General features: G+C 34.2%; 18 protein-coding genes. 6 read left to right on the top strand and 12 right to left on the bottom strand.

Annotation, left to right across the window (positions count from 1 at the left end):
- Positions 1–49: 49 nt before the first annotated feature.
- Positions 50–382 carry a hypothetical protein gene (locus tag KORDIASMS9_RS13640; RefSeq protein ID WP_114903367.1) on the bottom strand — a complete coding sequence of 111 codons (333 nt, stop codon included), beginning with the start codon at positions 380–382 and terminating at the stop codon, positions 50–52.
- A gap of 52 nt (positions 383–434) precedes the next feature.
- Between KORDIASMS9_RS13640 and KORDIASMS9_RS13635 the strand changes: the two genes are divergently transcribed.
- Positions 435–1028 (top strand): hypothetical protein, encoded by a 594-nt coding sequence (locus KORDIASMS9_RS13635; protein WP_114903366.1) that lies wholly within the window; start codon positions 435–437, stop codon positions 1026–1028.
- Here the strand turns inward: KORDIASMS9_RS13635 and KORDIASMS9_RS13630 are convergent, their stop codons facing one another.
- The 4 genes from KORDIASMS9_RS13630 to KORDIASMS9_RS13615 form a co-directional block, all read right to left on the bottom strand.
- Positions 1029–1319: a hypothetical protein gene (locus tag KORDIASMS9_RS13630; protein ID WP_114903365.1), complete on the bottom strand. Its 291-nt coding sequence runs from the start codon at positions 1317–1319 to the stop codon at positions 1029–1031.
- A gap of 2 nt (positions 1320–1321) precedes the next feature.
- Complete coding sequence (locus KORDIASMS9_RS13625; RefSeq protein WP_114903364.1) at positions 1322–1591, bottom strand: helix-turn-helix domain-containing protein; 270 nt, start codon at positions 1589–1591, stop codon at positions 1322–1324.
- A gap of 107 nt (positions 1592–1698) precedes the next feature.
- Complete coding sequence (locus KORDIASMS9_RS13620) at positions 1699–2553, bottom strand: hypothetical protein (protein WP_162819954.1); 855 nt, start codon at positions 2551–2553, stop codon at positions 1699–1701.
- Between the two features lie 406 nt (positions 2554–2959).
- The gene (locus KORDIASMS9_RS13615; protein WP_114903362.1) at positions 2960–3430 is read right to left on the bottom strand and encodes a JAB domain-containing protein; all 471 of its coding nucleotides are present in this window, start codon (positions 3428–3430) and stop codon (positions 2960–2962) included.
- A 188-nt stretch (positions 3431–3618) separates the two neighbouring features.
- On the opposite strand from KORDIASMS9_RS13615, the gene KORDIASMS9_RS13610 reads away from it, so the two are divergent.
- Positions 3619–5319: a hypothetical protein gene (locus tag KORDIASMS9_RS13610; protein WP_114903361.1), complete on the top strand. Its 1701-nt coding sequence runs from the start codon at positions 3619–3621 to the stop codon at positions 5317–5319.
- The gene (locus tag KORDIASMS9_RS13605; protein ID WP_162819953.1) at positions 5297–5956 is read left to right on the top strand and encodes a hypothetical protein; all 660 of its coding nucleotides are present in this window, start codon (positions 5297–5299) and stop codon (positions 5954–5956) included. The genes KORDIASMS9_RS13610 and KORDIASMS9_RS13605 overlap by 23 nt, the downstream gene beginning before the upstream one ends.
- Here the strand turns inward: KORDIASMS9_RS13605 and KORDIASMS9_RS13600 are convergent, their stop codons facing one another.
- The 5 genes from KORDIASMS9_RS13600 to KORDIASMS9_RS13580 form a co-directional block, all read right to left on the bottom strand.
- Positions 5957–7168 (bottom strand): site-specific integrase, encoded by a 1212-nt coding sequence (locus tag KORDIASMS9_RS13600; RefSeq protein ID WP_114903359.1) that lies wholly within the window; start codon positions 7166–7168, stop codon positions 5957–5959.
- Between the two features lie 304 nt (positions 7169–7472).
- Positions 7473–7844: a hypothetical protein gene (locus KORDIASMS9_RS13595; protein ID WP_114903358.1), complete on the bottom strand. Its 372-nt coding sequence runs from the start codon at positions 7842–7844 to the stop codon at positions 7473–7475.
- A gap of 250 nt (positions 7845–8094) precedes the next feature.
- Complete coding sequence (locus KORDIASMS9_RS13590) at positions 8095–9189, bottom strand: glycosyl hydrolase family 8 (protein WP_162819952.1); 1095 nt, start codon at positions 9187–9189, stop codon at positions 8095–8097.
- A 178-nt stretch (positions 9190–9367) separates the two neighbouring features.
- A complete protein-coding gene (locus tag KORDIASMS9_RS13585; protein WP_114903356.1) occupies positions 9368–12454 on the bottom strand; it encodes a VCBS repeat-containing protein in 3087 nt (1028 codons plus the stop codon).
- A gap of 219 nt (positions 12455–12673) precedes the next feature.
- Positions 12674–14311, bottom strand: coding sequence for an ABC-F family ATP-binding cassette domain-containing protein (locus KORDIASMS9_RS13580; protein WP_114903355.1), 1638 nt, complete (start codon positions 14309–14311; stop codon positions 12674–12676).
- Between the two features lie 88 nt (positions 14312–14399).
- On the opposite strand from KORDIASMS9_RS13580, the gene KORDIASMS9_RS13575 reads away from it, so the two are divergent.
- The 3 genes from KORDIASMS9_RS13575 to KORDIASMS9_RS13565 all read left to right on the top strand — a co-directional run bounded on the left by KORDIASMS9_RS13575 (position 14400) and on the right by KORDIASMS9_RS13565 (position 16357).
- Entirely contained in the window at positions 14400–14867 is a 468-nt protein-coding gene (locus tag KORDIASMS9_RS13575) for a hypothetical protein (protein WP_114903354.1), read from the top strand.
- Between the two features lie 62 nt (positions 14868–14929).
- The gene (locus KORDIASMS9_RS13570; protein ID WP_114903353.1) at positions 14930–15514 is read left to right on the top strand and encodes a Crp/Fnr family transcriptional regulator; all 585 of its coding nucleotides are present in this window, start codon (positions 14930–14932) and stop codon (positions 15512–15514) included.
- A gap of 162 nt (positions 15515–15676) precedes the next feature.
- Positions 15677–16357 (top strand): type 1 glutamine amidotransferase domain-containing protein, encoded by a 681-nt coding sequence (locus KORDIASMS9_RS13565; protein WP_114905251.1) that lies wholly within the window; start codon positions 15677–15679, stop codon positions 16355–16357.
- Between the two features lie 89 nt (positions 16358–16446).
- Here the strand turns inward: KORDIASMS9_RS13565 and KORDIASMS9_RS23725 are convergent, their stop codons facing one another.
- Both KORDIASMS9_RS23725 and KORDIASMS9_RS13560 read right to left on the bottom strand, forming a co-directional pair.
- Complete coding sequence (locus KORDIASMS9_RS23725) at positions 16447–16611, bottom strand: hypothetical protein (RefSeq protein ID WP_205317990.1); 165 nt, start codon at positions 16609–16611, stop codon at positions 16447–16449.
- Between the two features lie 90 nt (positions 16612–16701).
- Positions 16702–18084 (bottom strand): metallophosphoesterase, encoded by a 1383-nt coding sequence (locus KORDIASMS9_RS13560; RefSeq protein ID WP_114903352.1) that lies wholly within the window; start codon positions 18082–18084, stop codon positions 16702–16704.
- Between the last annotated feature and the right edge of the window lie 3 nt (positions 18085–18087).

The following is an 18087-nucleotide window of genomic DNA, read 5'->3' as shown; positions in this document are numbered from 1 at the left end:
TGGAAAACAAACATCTGGGAAGATTATAAATGTAAATCCATGTTGTTAATTATTCATCCCTTGTGTCAAGAAATGGCGCTTCTGCCTCTTTAGGATCAAATAAATGCGCTTGTTCGGGTACTCGTATTAAGATGTATTTTTTAATTAATATCAAACCATTGTGAAGACGTTTATTAAAAGTGTTTTGAGATATTTTACCTTGTTCAAGAAGTTTTAATTCTTTTCTTAACCCTCGTTCTGTGCTTCGACTTGCATTTAAACTGGGTTCGAAACCTAATCCTTCAACAATAAGTTTTCGGACTTGGTCTTTGTGCTCCAAATCATCTGTATCATAAGCAATGATAGATGCCCAATCGGTAGAAAAAGATTTACTTGTTGGCATTTTGAAACTCCAAGTTACTCATTAAACATAACACAAATTAAATTTTATTTCAATGATTAATAAAAGTGATTTATCAGATTTAGTATTTTTTGCTTTAAGTAGCGAGAAAATTGTTAAACTCATCAATGAAAAAGAAAAAACGATTGATAAGCTTACGCATAAACAGACTTCAGGGTATTTTGAGCCAAAACCAAGTTTAACCCCCAAAGATGATTTAAATTTTCCCAAAGAGAAATCTTTAAGTAAGGGATTAAAGGATGCCCAGCGAAATAAAATTGAACAGGTTCGTAGTGATTTTGATAACAAAATAGAAGCAGAAGCCCGTAACAATATTGAAAAAAATGGCTACGAACACCATAAAGAAAAAATGAATAAACTTACCCAATATGAGGTCATAACATTACTCGAAAATAATGGTGTTGATAAGGTTTATGAATTATTACAAGAAAAAGAGAAAGCAACTTATAAAGATAATATTGAAACCAAAAAGAATTACTTAGATTCTTCAACTCTGGATAAAATCCAATTCAATGAACAGGAAATGGATCATCTTATGCAAGATAATTATTCCCAAGCTTTTGAAGAAAATACAAAAGATATGAATGTGGATATTGAACCACCCGAACCAAGTGGGGATTATGAATGATTATTTATCAGGTTCAATGCCTTTATCTTGGGTCTTACTATCTTCAATATTAGTATCGATATAGGACGTATTATCCACGCTATCCATATCAAAAGGCGGGATAACATCTTTACTCTGTTCCATCGCAATATCTTTTTGATATTCCTTCATTCCCTCACTCATGGCTTGCATACGATACTTTCCCGCTTTTAAGCCATCCAAAATATCAGGTTTTAAGCCCAATTCTTTGGCCAGTTCATACCCCTCATTAAAAGCTTCCTTATACTCTTCACTGACTTTGATATCTTCCATAATTAAAATGTGTCTTTGGCGTGTGATTCAATATACTCATTGATTGAATTTCGGTCATATAAAATAATACGGGGTTGTGGCTGTGAAAAGCGAATTTTACCTGTGTCACGTAATTTTTGTAGTGTTGTTTTTGAAGCAATATTGAGCATATCCATGGCTTCCACACCATCAATCCATTGACGCGGTTGGTCTTGTAATTTCTCGCTTATATGCTCAATCACTTTATCAAAAAGCTTGTAAAATGCTTCCTCTTGCAGACAAACAACTTCCATATACTTCGTTTTTAAAACAAAGAAAAAAGATACAAATAAATTGTCAGAAAAAGCATAAAAAACCTGCGCATTTGGCAGGTTTTTCTCAAAGCTTTAGTGTGGCTATTTTAAGGATTATCAACTGTAATAGATTTCCCTTGACCATCTGGACTTTCATCCGAGCGAATAGTTCCTATAAAAAGGTTAATGTTAAAATCCCCCGAAAGTTCAAATTTTAAAGTGACCACATTTTGCGCACTTAAAAAATCTGAAAGGCTTAGTAAATCCGTTGAATAATCAAGGGAAAAATCTACTCTTGCACCATTTTCGCTTAATCCATAAAGTTGTGATGTGTTACTTTTACTCATTAAAAAACGCAAATTCGTTAACATTCTAAAATCAGTAAAACGGTCAATATCCACGGTTGTATTTTCAGAAAAAGTATTTTGATCGTCTTGAATTAAATTCCCAAATGTATTACCGATTTCATCAAAACGTCCATTACCCCAAGGTGTTCCTGTACCACATCCATAGGGATATTCAACAACACCATATTCCCCTGCTTCATCAAACAAAATAGCGTCGCCATTTTTTGATGTTAGCCTTACATCCGCTTGCGTGATGGTCATATCTTTATAGCCATTATAAAAGAGATATTGTGCTATTTGAAATGGGATGTCACTCCAAAACATTTGATTATATTCAATCGTTCCTTGGCGGTCCAATTCTAATGACATTTTGAGTGTTACATTCGTATTATTGTTCGGTTCTAATTGTCCAGCCACTAAATCAAATCCCGACTCACTCGAAAAATAGATATTAGCGTTAGAATATATTCCATTACCAAAGCGAACACCTTGTGTCCCCAAATCAATGAGTTGAAATCTGCGTGTTGTTGTTAAATCAGCAATTGATGCGTCATCTTCCTCGCATCCCATCATAAGGAAAGTGATGAAGATCAAAAATATCGTTTTTGTTTTCATATTTGATAAGTTTTAAATAGTTTAAATGAGTTGAGGGTTTAGGGGAACGCATCAAAGGGCGGCTTAGGAGTGACTACGGGGAGCGGATGGTGTGTTGGGTTTTCATAGGCTTAAAAAAACAGCGTGGAAACTTAATGCGTCTTGAATGTAGAGGTACTGGTATACCGAGACTCAAAGACAACACTAAGCCCACGCCATAAGCCGTGAGCATTAGCACATTTGTCTTCCATTTGAGTCAATTTTGAAAATTACCAGTTTTCTACATCCAATGGAATTCGTTAGCTAACGCTTATATTTAAAATTATTTATTCGTTTATTCTATAAAATATGTTTTTTATAATTGAATCTAAATTAAGTAATTCAAACGTCACAATCACTATTATATAGACATTTTTTCGTGCTTTTTTCAAAGTGTAAACGACACTAAATTGTCATCAGCCATAGAGTAATATTCATCATCCGTGACAATCAAATGATCCAAAATACTAATATCGAGATAATGCGCGCCTTGGACAATTTTTCGCGTAATGGCTTTATCAGCCGAGCTTGCCTTTAAGCCACCCGATGGATGATTATGACCTAAAATAATACCACAAGCACGCGCTTTGAGCGCAGAGGCAAAAATAAGTTTTGGATCAACTGTTACACCTGATACACCGCCCTTGGCAATCGGCACAATCCCCATACAGCAATTATTGCGATCAAGAAGCAAGATTTTAAATTCTTCAAACAAGTTAATGGTCATATCATCCCAATTAGCACGGAATAATTGATAAGCGCGTAAAGCACTACTTATTTTGGGACGCTCATTCGCCTTAACTTTGCGCTGATATTGCAAGGTGATTTGGCTGATATTCGTGTGAAATTCTTTTGTCATGAAAAGGTTGTAGCAGAATTCTATCTACAGGAATATGCACACAAAATTTTGAGAAAATAGATTCTATTTTTTTAATTTGTAAGAAAAATTATCTATTTTTGAAAAAGTAGCAATAAAGTATAAGCTATATCCCTCTAAATTACCTTAAAATACTTAATCAGATTTTTTAACATTTTAAAAAAGTTTAAATGAAAAGTATTTTTAACGAAACAATTTCCCCCTTAATTATTGTATGTGCTATTTTTTTGATCAGTTGCGAACATGATGATACTGTACGCATTGACGAACAAACAAAGTCACAAAATAAGAGTTTTATTATTCAAATGGAGTCAGGCGATCATTTACGCGCCACGCATCCAAGCGTTTATCAAAAACTTACTCAATCGTCAAATACTGCTAAAAGTAATGATACGAGTACAGCTTATTCACTTGATTTAAACACAATACAAATTATAGAGCGCAATACTTATACTCAATACACCACGACCGTTCATGGACATTCAGAACAAAATAATTATCTTATTAATTATATGTTCCTTGAATTTGATGATGGAGCAGAATATCAATTCCTTATCAAATATCCACGTATAGGTTATGATCAAGGTGGTGGACTTGATCATGCCAATGCAATCATGGAAACCATAAATGGTGATACATTACTTCAAAAAAGTGGTATTGGACAACCGCGTCCATGTTTGGACGGCACACCTGAACTTATTGGCATGGAGCAACAATATCAATGTACACAGTATAATTGTACGGGTGGCAATCACGCTATTGGTGAGGATTGTGATTGCGGTACACCTGGATATACATGTGTGCCAGCCTATCAAATATGCGGTTGGGTTACGGTGAATCAATGGAGTTGCACAGGTGGAAGTGCGCCAAGTGGCGGAGATGGAAATGATGGTACAGCAGGTGGTGGCAGTAGTGATCCAAATAACCCACTTCAAGACGACCCGATTGAAACTGTGCCTATTCTTACTGATTGGGAAAAAATTGAAAATTGTATGAATTCATCTTTCTTAACAGATAATATTCAATTAACTCCAGAAATGCTTATATGGTTACAAGACAATAATCACCAAGTTGCAGGCGCAATGAATGATCTCCTGAGTGAAAATTCATGTAGTACAGAAGCGCAAGAAGATATTTTAGCAGAAATTAATATGCTCATGGAATATGAATTAACAGAAGTCAATTTCGACAATTTTGCCGTTGATGAAATTGATAATGATTGTTTACTAAGAGTAGTTAGAGATGAAATTATTAGGAATTTAAATGCGGGTATAATTAATCAAATCAGAAATACAATTGGTCAACAACCTAGTTACATCTTAGGCTTTAGAGATAATGATATTTTGAATGGTGTAGCCAATGCTGGAACGTCTATGCCATCAGCTTCAGCTATTAATAATGGATATTACCCAATTATCGTTAATTTTGCAGAAGATTATCTTAGCGGTAATCCAACAAAATTATCACTAGCAGCCAACACTATTCATGAAATGGTTCATGCACATCTCATCTATCTTTATCTTGAAGGTGAATTGCTTCAAAAATATCCAAGTTTCACAGATTTAAAAATTAAATTTGATATTTATACAGCTAGCAGAAATGAAACAACACTTAGCGCTTTGGAAGATTCAATGCACATTGCCATGGTTGATCTAATAGGAACAATGGCTTATGCCTTGTTTAAATACGCTAAAAATAATCGCATGGAGAGTGTCACACACGAATATTGCAAAGATGTGACGAAAGGAACATTTTCTGGAACTCCTGCTATGAACGAGATTACCCCTGATGTAAACCTACAAAATGATTACATACTTAAAGCCCAAAATGAACAAAACAATACATCAGATGCAAAAGGGAAAGACTGTTAAACGAATAAGTTTCTTCATCATGATTGTGTTCGCATTTATATCATGTCAACAAGAACAACAAAATGATGATCAACAATTACTAGAATTGGTTCTGCAATCAAAACAGAACCAATTCATAAAACCTATTTATTTAAAACCAAAGGGAGATAAAATATCGATTCAAGAATTTTTTCGATTACGGAACAAAAACAATAAAACATTCCGTTTTGCCCATAAATCAGATCTAAAAAAAGAAATCATTAACGATAGTTTGTATGTTAAATATGATACTATTATTTATGAGAAAAAGAAAATCAAAAGCAATCAATACCTCATCTATGGTAAAGGAGTTGATGAAAAATTTGAAACTTTTCTCAAAGATTCTTTTAATTATAAGCAATCAAGAATTGTCAAATGGGTTATCCCGAAATCTTTAGATGAAAAATTACTTAAAAATAAAGATGATAATGATTATGCAATTAATGTCTCTGCGCCTGTTTATAATCTTGATAAAAACAAAGCCATTATAAAAACATTTTATCGATCTAGTAGAAATACGGCTCAACATAGTATTTATTTTATAGAGAAAAATGATGATATTTGGAGTATTATCTATTCTGAAAAAGGGGATATGTTCCTTGATTTAAAAATTAAATAATCAAAACCCAATCACTTTATCCAAAGCATCATCAGTTTCTTTATGCATGAAATTTTGCTGATAGTTGATGGTTGTGGTAATGGATGAATGTCGATACAATTTTTGCAACATCTGTATTGGAATCGTATCGCCTGCAATATTACCAAAGCTATGACGTGCGATGTGCATGGAAAGCTTTTTATCAATCTCTAATTGTTCCGCCACTATGGCTAAACGGCGGTTTAAATTACGTGTGATGGTCTTTATGCGTATGCCGAGTGCTTTCTCATCCTTTAAGTTTACACCTTTTAAATTCGGAAACACAAAGTCTGTTTTTTTCTTTTTATCCTTGATATAGATATTCATAATAGCTTGTGCCTTTTGTGGTACTTTTAAGGAAACGAGTTTCTTATTCTTTCCCATACGGTAATACAAACGATTATCTTTAAAATCAGACCATTTGAGTTTCAATACATCCCCTACTCTTATTCCTGCAAAATAAAAGCTGAACAACCAAACATTCAAAGCGTGTTGTTGCGCAGGTGTTATATTGTCAACATTCTCTAAAAGTTGAATTTCTTCTCTGTTCAATCCGATTTTTTCACTCTCTGGAATTTTGATTTGATATTTACCACGCCCAAACGGGTAATTATTTTTATCCGTAACACCTTGTGCTATCGCCATATTATAAATCGTACGAATTAAGATCATATAATTTGCAACGGTGCGTTCAGAACGTTTTAGCTTATAAATCAAATAGGTTTTAAACTTATCAAGGAGCGTGACATCCAAATCCATAAAATCAAGCTGTTCTTTACCAAGATAGATTTTGAAGATTTCTAATCGTCCATTATCATTATTGCTTTGATTAAACTTCTTGCGTTCTTCTAAGTTCTTCAAATACATATCGGCAATAGAGAAAAAATCCGCATTATTATCATTGACGATCTTCTTCTTAATAGATTTAACGGTTTTACTTTTATCGGTGGTTTCGACATCTAAAGCAATGCTGTGCGCTTCACTTAATTTCTTTTGCAGAAAATTATTCAGCCGCGCAGAATTGGGATGGGATTTTTTAACCAAGCCCTCTTTTTCATTCCAATCTTTTTCCTTTATATATTCGCCTGTAAACACATAGCGGGTTTTTCTGTTTTTTGTAATACGAATTGCCAGAGGAAATGTGTTGTTTTTCTTCTTATCATGTTTCCAAAGCAGTATCTTTATCGAAGCCATAATATAGTCATTATTTACATTAAAGATACGGCTGAAATTTCATTTTACCTAAAACATACCTAAAACATTTTGCTGTTTTTAGCAGTTTTTATTGAATCTTAACTACACACAACCCCAAAAAAACAGCTGATTATAAATCATTTAGCAACAATAGAGACCAATTGTCACCGAATTCATAACCCGGAGGTCTCGGGTTCAATTCCCGATCTCGCTACTACTATAAACGAAGGAAAAGCTAAGATCATACGGTCTTAGCTTTTTTATTTTACAAGGCATTTATCAATTAAATTAGCATTTACTTACATCAATTACTCATCTCCGCATATATTGCATAATAATTTGCACGTAAATTGTAATCGCTATTTACAGCAGCATTGACTCTTTCAATCTCTAAATTATATATGCTAGGTTGTAAAAAAAGGGTAGTAAAAGCTGAAGAGCTAAATAAAATTGAAGAACTACTTCCCTCAAAGCTATAGTCAGAAGTTAATTCTTCTTCATCTAACCTTATAATTAATCTAATACCAGCATTAACAACATTGCCGTTATATCTTGCACTAGCAATCGCATTTATGGTTAATAGACAAGTTTTATCAATCTCAATGGTGTCTTGCCAAAGTCCTGTTGGACTATCTGTGGAATTTTGATTTGAAGCAATAATTTGAACAGGAGACATCTCAACAGTCGGCTCTGGGTAAGTATGAGTATCATCATCCTCATCACATGCTATAAAAATAGTTACTGATAGTCGTTATGTTAAAACAAAAAGATAAGTTTTAAGTGTTTTCATTGTAAAGAGTTTTTTGATTATACCAAAATTAACGGTCTTTAGCTAAATCCCATTACTGTTTCCCATATTTACAAATCATTTGTAAATAACTGATTTCCAAATATTCTAAACCAAAACAAATCTCAAAAGAAAAAATTCACTCATACCGCACAAACATTCCATGCTGCATTTGAAGAGTCAATAAACGCAAAATATCATTGAAATAACTGTCGTTAAAGGTATTGATGTTTTCTGCGTAAGCAGCATCAATTAATTGTTGATTGTTAGACACTAAAGTCGCAACAGCAAAACACCCAACAAAAGCACTTGTCTTTTTAGTTCTAAAAGTTGAACCATTCAAATTATAACCATCGGTAATATTAGGAAAACCTATTTTTTCAATAAATCTGTTGACAACATTACAGTATTTTTCAGCACGTTCGTCACCAAACCAAACATAATCTTTGGCAATGCGCCACGGAGTTCTTGCTGCATCATAGTAATATGCTTTCCCTTCGTATTTTGCCCAACTTACATTATCAGCTGGCGTCGTTCCATCTGCTTTACACCAATCGGGTACCAAACCTGTTTTTGAATTCCAACTTTTAAACAAAATATCGTAACAAGTATCACTTACTTTATGCCAAAAATCGTCGTTGGTTACTTCTGCAAAAACTTTAAAATACGCAGGTGCAAAATAGGACGGATTGGTAGTCATGCTTCCGCCCCAAGCGTCTCCTGCTTTCAAAACGTAGGTTTTTGGCTCTACCATATACTTTTTGATCAACTTTATGATTTTTTTGGCTTCCGCCAGATATGACTCGTTTCCAATCAACTTGTGTGCTAATAACAACGCGTATGCAACATCAACGTCAGCATCGGTCGCAGCATTATCGCCTGCCCTTTTTCCATTGGCATCAATTTTCCAGTGCATCAATCCGTTTGGATCTAAATGTGCATTGTAATAGGTGTAAAAAGCGTCAAAAGTTGCTTTGTCTTTCATCATAGCAGAAATCAACATGCCATAGCCAATACCTTCGCTTACTGTGTGCGACATATCATCAAAAAGAATGCGTTTGGCACCTTCGGGACAACCATCAGCAGTGACATATTTATCTTTCCAAATCGTGTATGTGTCAGCTATACGAGCTGTTTCTAGATTGGTTGGCAACTTGCCATATGCATAATTGCTTCTAAAAGTGTCTGAACAACTTATAAAAAGTAAAAAAGAAGTCAGAATGGTCAGTATCATTTTTTTCATCCTTAAAAATAGCATAAAAACCTTGACAATTCTTTATTTGAAAAAATAGGTTTAAAAATGTATAATTTTGAATCAGTAAAGCAAAAAAAACGAACCGAAGTTCGTTTTAATCTGATAAAATTATGAATGATACCAATTTACATTTAAAATGGTGTTAGTTTATTTCCCGCTACTTATAAATGATGATTTCTTCGCCGGGTTGTTCATCAAAATTTCCAATAACAGGAAAGCTGTTTGAGACTTTTAAATGCCAATCGCCTATTTGAGTATTATTGCGTTTTATATATAAACTTGTAAAGGTATTTCCTGAAAGACTTAATACGCCAATTCCGTAAGGTTTTGACATCAAAATATCTGCTTTGCCATCTCCATTGAAATCTCCAATTTTTTCAACCTTGTTATCGTAAACGCTTCTTGTGTTATAGGTCCATTGACCGAATTGAGTTCCTACTGGTTTTACAACAATACTATTTAATGTAGTTCCTGATAGTGTCAATAGTGCAATTCCGTAGGGTTTTGAGACCAAAATATCGGCTTTACCATCGCCATTAAAATCTCCTACGCCTTCTATTTTATTGTCCCGAACAGTAGTTGTGTTGTATGTCCACGTACCAAAACGAGTTCCATTGGGTTTTACCAATATAGATTTGAATGTATTCCCTTGAAGTTTCAGCATTCCGATCCCCCAATTACTAGTGATCAAAATTTCATCCTTTCCGTCATTGTCAAAATCTGCAATGGCTTCAATTTTATTGCTTACGCCATAGCGCCATCCGCCAAACCAACTATCATTTGGTTTTACAACAATACTTTGCAAAGTAGATCCTGACATGGTTAATAGCGCAATTCCATAAGGTTTTGAGACTAAAATATCAACTTTTCCATCGCCGTTAAAATCTCCCACACCTTCTATTTTGTTATCGCGTACCGTAGTTGTATTGTATGTCCAGGTACCGAAACGAGTTCCGTTTGGTTTTACCAGTATGGATCTAAATGTGTTTCCTTGAAGTTTTAAAATTGCAATTCCCCAATTACTGGTAATTAAAATTTCGTCTTTTCCATCATTGTCAAAATCTGCAATGGCTTCAATTTTATCAGCTACGCCATATCGCCATCCGCCAAACCAACTATCTTTTGGCTTTGCGACTATACTTTTCCATTGATTTCCTATGCGGGATAATACTCCGATTCCCCATGAACTATTAATCAATATATCATCAATTCCATCACCATTAAAATCACCTTTCCCTTTAATATTGTTGAGATTTGAATCAAAATTCCAGCCGCCAAACCATGATTGATTTGCATGCACTGAATAATTTTTTAGGTTGTTTCCTTCAAATTTAAGAATACCAAGTCCATTGTCATACTTTACTCTAGCGGTCCAATCGCCAGTAATACTCCAAGTATAGGTTCGTTTATTTCCAGAAACATTTGAAGCTAAGTCAGCATCATTCGATTCTTTGGTAAAATACGCTTTCCATCCAGCACCGAAATGATTCTTTTTATTTTTACCAATTTCTTCTGTAAATCCTTCTGGTTTATCATAAAATACCTTTGCCCTTGAAGCCAAAGCAACTCCATTAAGAAAAAACAAGATACTTTCTGCATTCTGTAACCCACTAGAAGACCCATAATCCTTATGATTGTATGGTCTTCTAGATGCGTTTCCAGGACTGTTAACTTCACAACCATTGTGTATAAAAAGGTTTCCTCCTGTTCCTGAAAGAATATTGTTTTCATAAATGGTTCTATGTATATATGCATCAGCTTTTCCATTGAGTCCAACCAACGAAGGTGTATACCGATATCCACTTGAAATAGCTTCTTTTTTCCAGAGCCAAGGCTTACCGCCTACTAGATTTTCCAATTCATTTACATTATAAGAATTACCGTATTCACTTCCCCAAGGGTCTGAATGTGATGACATTCCTTTTAGTGTTGCAGGTGTTTTTAAAAATTTTACATAATCTACTAAACTCGCTTCATTATACGTAATAGAACTGCTAAAGTTTGATGATGCCTTTTTAAGATAATTATTTAGATTTGAAGCACTAATTAAGCCTGTTCCAAATTTTACAGCTCCAGTTCTATGACTGTTTAATGGATTGCCACCAACTCTGTAACTATGATTTCTATCAAAATAATTGATAAGGATTTTACGTTCCGTAATTGGATCTTTTCTTAAAAATGATCTTGGATCAACGTTTTGATTCGTTTCTAAAGTTCTAGGTTTTCCACTTACATCTAGTAACCCTTGATTGCTTGCGTCTACAAAATTTTTATCAGTTGAAACGGCAATATTTCTAGCATTAATTCTTGACACAAATATTTCTGGTCTCGCAATCGGATTTGGTTTTGCTCGATCTCTAAAATTAGTTTCTGGATGCTTTTGAGCTTTTCGAATTCTTAGTTTAAGTGTTCCACTAGGTGCTGAAAGTCTTTGAAAGTTATCATCTTGTATCCAGAAAAAATCTTGAAATGACATCACTTGGTCATTATATTTTGTAGAAGTAAATGTCATGGCATACAGTGGCCAATTGCTATTGGTTCCACTTACAGGAAGTGCTTCAATAGATTCTAAATCTACAGGACCTTTTACATAGATATTTTTCCAATTCCCATCCAAATCTGCCAAAACAATATCTGCTCTGTGGGCAACAATTTCAGGAACAATTCTTAAAAAATCTCGTTGATTGTTTCCTGTATAATCTGTTCCGTCAATAGTAACATTCCAGTTTTTTCTTCTCCAAATCCATCGCCTCACAATCATCGCTTCAGGAAATGCGCCTACCAATATAACTCCTTGCAAGTTTTTTGACTGTTTAATGTCTTTTAAGAACGATCGTATCGCAAGTAATGTTCTACCATCTTGATGTTCTGTACCATCATAAATACTGGCTTTTATAAATTTTGTCGTGTATCCTTCTGCTTTTAAATCATCTTTGTACTGTTCGAGTCTTTTTAGTAGCTCTTGTTCCGATAAGGAACTTCCTGTGATGCTTTCCAAAATTCTATCTTCAACCAATACCAACACCAATTTTTCGGTGGAGCTGACTCTTTCGTAGCTGTTTTCAAATGGTAAATACGTTAATTGGTCAATTTCGTTTACTCTATCAGCATTGATATCATATCCATTATACGAAGACATGATAGAAGTTATAGTTTGCGCTTCTAATAAATTACTTGTTGTGAAAGCTACTATAATTAAGAGCAAATAATTCCACTTTTCTGGTAAATTTAGTATTGTTTTCATTTTGCTATGCTTTTGGTTACTTTATTTCTAGTGTTAATACTGAAGATCATGTGTGATCTGTACCAGAAATAATTGCAAGCAAAATTAGCGTTGAAACTTAGGATGTAGAATAGTTAAAACACCTTTTCTTTTCCTTTTTTCACGGTGCGCCAAAAGGGAGAATCTCTCCTTTTAAGAGTAAAACAGCAGTGAAATTTGAATTTTTGTAGAAGCTTGTATTTAAGCCTTCAAATCAATTTCTTTAATGTTTTTGATACGATTTCGCTCCAAGAAAGCATCAATGGTTTCAAAATGTTCAATAACACGCTTGTCTTTGAATTCGAATACTTTTTGTGACAAACCTTGCAAGAAATCACGATCGTGAGAAACTAGAATTAACGTTCCGTCAAAAGCTTTTAAAGCATCTTTTAACACGTCTTTAGAACGTAAATCTAAATGATTGGTCGGTTCATCCAAAATGAGCAAGTTTACTGGTTCTAACAACAATTTTACCATTGCCAAACGTGTTTTTTCTCCTCCAGAAAGGACACTGACTTTTTTGTCAATATCGTCACCTTGAAACATGAATTGTCCCAAAATATTTTTAATCTGTGTGCGAATGTCTCCTTTGGCAACTTCATCTACAGTTTGAAAAATAGTCAAACTTTGATCCAACAAAGAAGCCTGATTTTGCGCAAAATAACCCACTTTTACATTGTGACCGAGCTTGCAGTTTCCTTCGTGTGCTATTTCACCTAAAATGGACTTAATCATGGTTGATTTCCCTTCTCCATTTCTACCTACAAACGACACTTTTTCGCCGCGCGCAATAGAAAAACTAGCATCTTTAAAAACCACATGATCGTCGTAACTTTTCGACAATTCTTCTACAATCACAGGATAATCGCCAGATCGTGGCGCAGGTGGAAATTTGAGCTTTAAGGCAGAATTATCAACCTCATCAATTTCAATGATTTGCAACTTTTCTAGCATTCGAACACGAGAAGCGACTTGATTTGTCTTAGAATACGTTCCTTTAAAACGCTCAATAAACGCCTGATTGTCCGCAATAAATTTTTGCTGTTCTTGATAGGCTTTTATTTGATGCGATCTACGATTAGCTCGTAATTCCAAATAATGTGAATAGTTGGCTTTGTAATCGTAAATGCGTCCCATTGTGACTTCAATTGTACGATTGGTGATATTGTCAATAAACGCTCTGTCATGCGAAATAACCATGACAGCATTGGCTTTGTTCACCAAGAAATCTTCTAGCCAAATCACCGATTCAATATCAATATGATTCGTTGGCTCATCTAGCAAAATCAAATCGGGTTTTTGAAGTAGAATTTTTGCCAATTCAATTCGCATGCGCCATCCGCCACTGAATTCGCTCGTCATTCGTTGAAAATCGTCTTGTTTAAAACCGAGTCCTTTCAAGGCTTTTTCAACTTCTGCATCATAATTTATTTCTTCCAGCGCATAATAGCGTTCGCCCAATTCCGAAACTTCTTCAATGATTTTCATGTAAGCTTCACTTTCGTAATCGGTACGCGTTTCTAACTGCTTGTTCAGTGCTTCCATACGATCGCGCATCACAAAAATATGCTGAAATGCTTTCGATGCTTCTTCAAATACAGTACAATTATCTTCCGTCAACAAATGCTGTGGCAAATACGCAATGACGGTATCTTTTGGACAACTTACTTTTCCGCGTGTGGCATTTTGTGCACCTGCAATAATTTTCATCATGGTGGATTTTCCCGCGCCATTTTTCCCCATAAGGGCAATTTTATCGTTTTCGTTAATGACAAAATTTACATCACTAAACAACGTAGTTCCACTAAATTCTACCGCAATACTATCAACCGTAATCATGTATGAGTTTTTGAGAGTGCGAAATTAGTAAAAAGCTGTGTAGTTTTTATTTTTTTCTGTTTTAAAAATTTAACCTAATTTTGAAAATATGGTGATAGACATTATAGATGATCAATATTTTAAGAAAACAAAATTTAGAAAAATACTTTCTAAAATAGTTGATGCTTCTCTTATTGTTTTCCTGCTGCTCATAGGAATTCATTTCCTGTTTTCGTTACCTGATTACAACGATTATGCGTTTATAGGAATCGGTATTTGGATCGTTTGTAGCGTAATTATCTCTTTATTAGATGTAGGTCTTTTTATAAGATCAGGCACTGTGAAATTTGAAAATGATTTGATGATCATTACGAATGAAAATAGTATTCATGAAATTAATTTAAGGACTGTTGAAGAGATGCAACTCCGAAAAGTAGGACGTGAACTGTTTACGTTAAAAATAGGGAGACACGAGATTTTGATTGAGCTAACACTTGATAAGAAACTAAAATTCAAAAATAAATTACAGGCTTACAACATAAAGATTGACTCTTTTTTTTATGGAATAAAGTTTTAACCGACGCACAATTGTATAAGTATTTTTCTTACCTTTACAGGTGTAAACTCGCTTAACTTTTCATGTTGAAACCGGATTCCATTGTACATCAAATTTATCACGATGAACAACTTTCATTTACGGAAGATGAAGTCGATTTTATTGAAAAAAGCTATCAAAAAGGTACGTTTCAAAAAGGAGAAACCATTTTACGAGCTGGCGAAAAAGTAGATTACCAATATTTTGTAGCCGATGGCTGTTTGCGCACATATTTAATTTCCAAATCGGGCAAAGAACACACCATTCAGTTTGCCATTAAAGGTTGGTGGATTAGTGATTATATCGGTTTCTTCTCAGATACAAATGCTACCTTGTATATTGAATGCATTGAAGATGCTACGCTGTATAAAGTTTCGCGTGAAGCTGTAGAAGAAATTTTTAATGAAGTCCCGAAAACGGAACGCTTTATTCGTAAAAAATTAGAACGTGCATTTGTACATTTTCAAAAAAGGATTTTATCCAATTTATCACAAACTGCCAAAGAGCGTTACCTCAACTTCACACACGAGTATCCGAATATTGAACAACATGTAAAGAATTATCATATTGCTTCGTATTTAGGTATTACCACGGAAAGTCTCAGTCGAATTCGCAAAGAAATCACTTAAAAAAAGTATTCTTAACATACATCAATTTTTTTCTACAAAACAAATACTACCTTTGTATTAAATTCCCCTATTATGAAGTATATAATGAGTGTATTAGCAGTAGTCATTATTATTACTGCATGCACAATGAATAAAAAGAAACCTCAAAAAGAGAAACAACAAATGAAAAAAGTATTGTTTGTATTAACAAGTCACGACCAATTAGGAAATACTGGAGAAAAAACAGGATTTTGGATTGAAGAATTCGCGGCTCCGTATTATGCACTAAAAGATCAGAATGTTTCTATCACGTTAGCATCGCCAAAAGGTGGACAACCACCAATAGATCCTAAAAGTGAAGGTGACGATTTTCAAACGGAAGCTACCAAACGTTTCAATGCAGACGAAGAAACTCAGAAATTGTTAGCCAATACACTCGTATTGTCAAAAGTAAACGAAGCGGATTACGATGCTATTTTTTATCCTGGCGGACATGGTCCTTTGTGGGATTTGTCAGAAGATCCAACTTCTATCAAACTGATTGAATCTTTTTACAACAATAACAAACCTGTTGCGGCAGTTTGCCATGCGCCAGCAGTATTGAAGAGTACCAAAAATACGGATGGTTCGCCGTTGGTTAAAAATAAAAATGTAACAGGTTTTTCCAATACAGAAGAAGCCGCAGTACAATTAACGGAAGTCGTTCCTTTTTTAGTAGAAGACATGTTAAAAAACAACGGAGGAATCTACTCCAAAGTAAGTGATTGGAATTCACACGCGGTAAAAGATGGATTGTTAATTACAGGGCAAAATCCTGCTTCGTCTGAAAAAGTAGCGGAATTGTTATTGGAAGCTTTGAAATAAAATAAAGAATTATCTCACCTTTAATATGTTTAATTAAAAAAGGGAACTTATGTAAAATAAGTTCCCTTTTGTCTTTGTCCTTTTGGTATTTAGGAATCTTTTTTAGCTTCTTTCCACTCGTCGTAACGTTCTTTCAATGCGCCACCAACCCAATAAGGTACAATAAACGTCAGCAAAAGAATCATTAACCAAAATCCAATGGTTAAGATAGTAAGGAAAGCTAAAAAGCCTAAATATTGATCAAATTCAAACATATTTTCCGGAATTTATCGAATTCGGTTCAAAGATATTGCAATAAATTCAATATTCATATAGAAACGTTTAGAATTATTAACAATTGCTGTTTAGTTTTTAAAAACGTTAATCGATTTCAATCCATCTTGACTTAACTTCACATCTCTGTTACTATTTGCGCCTAGTGTACAATTCATGTGCCTTATAATTTGTGGATCTGACTGCCCCATTAAACTCGTAAAAATGGTTTCATTCGGATCTGTAATCTTATACGCATCTTTAAATGTGTAGGTTGATCCATCAACAAATTTAAAATCTGTATTGTTGTATCCGTGATTATTTGGATGCGCCACATGCATTGTCGGTGTAGCATAATGCGTTTTAAAATCTAACAAATCAAAATTTGTGGTGTGGTAAGTAAATGTTTTAAAAGCAGGGTTATTTCCGTGATTTACTGCAATTCCAGGAGTCGTGATTGAAAAAGAAGTCATATCACTAGCTTTTGGATTCGTTGACGTTTTTGTTTTGTATATTCTTCTAAGTCCATCCAAATGTGTGTGCCCATTTAATAAACCGACAATATTTGGTTGGTACTTTTCAATCAAGTCTAAAAAGCTATTGTGCAAGCCTTTACCTTTATAGGTCAATGCTTGATTCCACATAGGTTTTCCACTATACCCGTCATCTCCTATTGGAATGTGCATCACTAATAATACACGATCATTTTTCCCTAGAGTGAGCATCTTTTTTTCTAGCCAAGCCATTTGTATGTTTGTTGCGGCTTGTTGTGAAACTTTATCATCATCTGTATAATGACTGTGTGTAAAAATTACGGTATTCAATGCAATCACTTTTAATGTGTTTCCTTTTTCTGTTAAATCCACAGAATAAAATCCAAACTCACTATTAAAATCTGGAACACCTACAGTGATACTTGAAGATTTACTATTAATTATTGGCCACGGATTGGTTGTATCGGCATCATTGGTTAGCACGGTATTTGCCGTAATACTATCAGTAGAAAATGAATGATAATCACCTTCTAATGAATCATTATTTCCTGGTAAATACAAAATTGGAATGTCAATCTTTAAATTTCTTAAATTTTCGAGCATTAAATGTGTATTCGTTCTTCTATGTTTAATGTTTTGTTCCTCATCTTCATTGTAATGATCATATCCTGGTAAATCTCCTAAATACACCATAAATTTTGGTTTTTCAGCAGTTACTGTAGCTTCAATTTTCGTTTTTGCGCGAAGCCACAGTTTTTGAGAAGAAACACTCTTATCACTTTGATTGTGATCTTGAAATTGAGTTTGTTGCAGTAAACTATCAACATGTACATCCGATAATGTTAAAAATTTAGCCGTTGTTGTTGTAGCAAGTACATCTTCAGCATGAGCTTTTGGGCATTCAGGACATTTGGAAGTATCGTGTTTACATCCAAAAAATAATAGACTTATACATACAATGTAAAGAAAGTTAATTCGCATGGT

It is taken from the genome of Kordia sp. SMS9 (assembly GCF_003352465.1).
GTDB lineage: Bacteria > Bacteroidota > Bacteroidia > Flavobacteriales > Flavobacteriaceae > Kordia.
Note: the sequence above shows the minus strand (reverse complement) of the source record. Positions and strands in the feature narration are given on the sequence as shown.